Origin of the sequence: Streptomyces sp. NPDC006476, from assembly GCF_040612015.1 — a bacterium.
Taxonomy (GTDB): domain Bacteria; phylum Actinomycetota; class Actinomycetes; order Streptomycetales; family Streptomycetaceae; genus Streptomyces; species Streptomyces griseorubiginosus_B.
The window spans coordinates 1-1852 of the sequence record NZ_JBEXPK010000276.1; the positions used below are offsets into that span (position 1 = coordinate 1).

General features: G+C 67.1%; 3 protein-coding genes. All 3 read right to left on the reverse strand.

Annotated elements, in window-relative coordinates; all coding sequences use genetic code 11:
* On the reverse strand, window positions 1–417 hold a 417-nt coding region (locus ABZZ74_RS53975), incomplete at its 3' end, for an ABC transporter permease subunit (RefSeq protein ID WP_356951420.1).
* 43 nt (window positions 418–460) lie between these two features.
* Window positions 461–1417 (reverse strand): ABC transporter substrate-binding protein, encoded by a 957-nt coding sequence (locus ABZZ74_RS53980; protein ID WP_356951421.1) that lies wholly within the window; start codon window positions 1415–1417, stop codon window positions 461–463.
* Between the two features lie 140 nt (window positions 1418–1557).
* Window positions 1558–1852 (reverse strand): SDR family oxidoreductase (locus tag ABZZ74_RS53985; RefSeq protein WP_356951422.1); only part of this gene is annotated, 295 nt, incomplete at its 5' end.

The following is a 1852-nucleotide window of genomic DNA, read 5'->3' on the forward strand; positions in this document are numbered from 1 at the left end:
CACCGGCGTGGAGATGGAGGTGAACGGGATGCCGATGGAGAGGTTCGGGTACAGCGCCGCGATGTTGAACCAGAAGATCAGCTGCACCAGCACCGGGGTGCCGCGGAAGAAGGCGATGTAGAGCTGGGCCAGCCCGGAGACGGGCCGCTGGCGCGACATCCGCATCACCGCCAGCACCAGCCCCAGCAGGGTGCCCAGAGCCATGCTCGCCACGGTCAGAAGCAGCGTGACCAGCAGGCCGTTGAGGATGGTCTGGGTGGTGAAGTAGCTGAACACCACCGGCCAGCGATAGTTCTCGTTCGTCACCGCGGTCCACACCAGACCGGCCACGATCGCGATCGCGACGACCCAGGCGACGTAGTCGCGCGGACGTTTCGGCGTGATCCGCTTCTTTTCCTCGGCGGGTAGTGGTGACACGGGCCGGCTCCCGCGCTTCGTATCGATCATTTCCGTCGACATGTCAGTCCTGCGGGACGGCCGCGGCCGCGGTCTTGATCCCGAGGTCCTGCAGCCCCCAGCGGCCCAGCGCCTGGGCGTACTGGGGGCTGTCGATGATCGATTGGATGGCTGCCTTCACCGCGGGCGTCAGCGCAGAGCCCTTCTTCAGCGCGACGGCCACGGTCTTGGTGGCCACCAAAGGCTTGAGGACCTCAAACGTCTTGGGCTGCTGCGTGGCCGCCCACTCAAGCCCGGTGAAGTCGTACATGACCGCGTCGATCCGCTTGGAGACCAGCTGGGTGAGCGCGTCGTTCAGGCTGGGCAGGGTCACGGCCTTGATGGCCGGCTTGCCCTTGTCCGTACAGTCCTGCTTGGACAGCTGGGGCAGCCACTGCAACTCCGCGGTGCTGCCGGAGGTGACACCGACGTGGTGCCCGCACAGCGTGTGGGTGCCCAGCTTCTGCGGGTTGCCGTACGGGACGGACACCCCGGTCCCGGCGTTGAAGTAGTCGACCATGTCGAGCACCTGCAGCCGTTCCTTCGTGGCGCCCATGGTGGAGGCGGTGAAGTCGTAGCGGTCGGCCTGCAGGCCGGTGATGATGGTGTCGAACTTGACGTTGTTGATCTGCAGCTTCAGGCCGAGCTTGGCGGCGATCAGCCGGGCGATGTCCGGGTTGAACCCGATCGGGGTCTTGTTGTCCGACGCCATGAACGTGGTGGGCGGATAGGCCAGGTCCATGGCCACCGAGAGCGTGCCCTTGGCCTTCACCGCCGCGGGCAGCAGCTTCACCGCGTTCTGGTCCGGCTTGACACCGACGGAGATGTCGTCGGTGTGCTCGGCGGACGGCCCGGATCCTCCGCCCTGTGCCGTGCTCTTCGCCCCCACGTTCTGCCCGGTGCCGCCCGCCCCGCACGCGGCGAGCGCGAGGGCCAGGGCGGTGGTGACGATCGGGACGCTCAAGTCTCTTCTGATCCGCATGGGTTTGCTCCTGACAAAACGGGGAGGCGTGCTGGAAGCCGCTCAGATCCCGGATGAGTGGGTGTTCGGAACTGGCCGGGTGATCCGGAACGGGTCGGGCTGGGCGTTGGGCCCCGTGGGGTGCCGCAACGCAGGGGTGTTCAGAAGGCGGTGTATCCGCCGTCGACGGGGAGGACTGCTCCGGTGACGTACGAGGACTCAGATGACGCGAAGAAGAGGACCGCGTCGGCGACTTCTTCGGGGGTGGCGAGGCGTTGCAGCGGGATCTGGGTCTCGCGCTCGCGGCGGTAGGCCTCCGGATCAGCGCTGCGCTGGATCGCTGCTTCGATGATCGGGGTGGCGGTCAGACCCGGAGCGACGACGTTGACGCGGATGTTGCGCGGGGCCCATTCGATCGCCGCGCCCTTGGCGAGCATGATGAGGCCGCCCTTGGCG

What these genes read in the sequence shown, in the direction of transcription:
- ABZZ74_RS53980 (WP_356951421.1), bottom strand. Translation starts at nt 1,417, where the DNA reads ATGCGGATCAGAAGAGACTTGAGCGTCCCGATCGTCACCACCGCCCTG.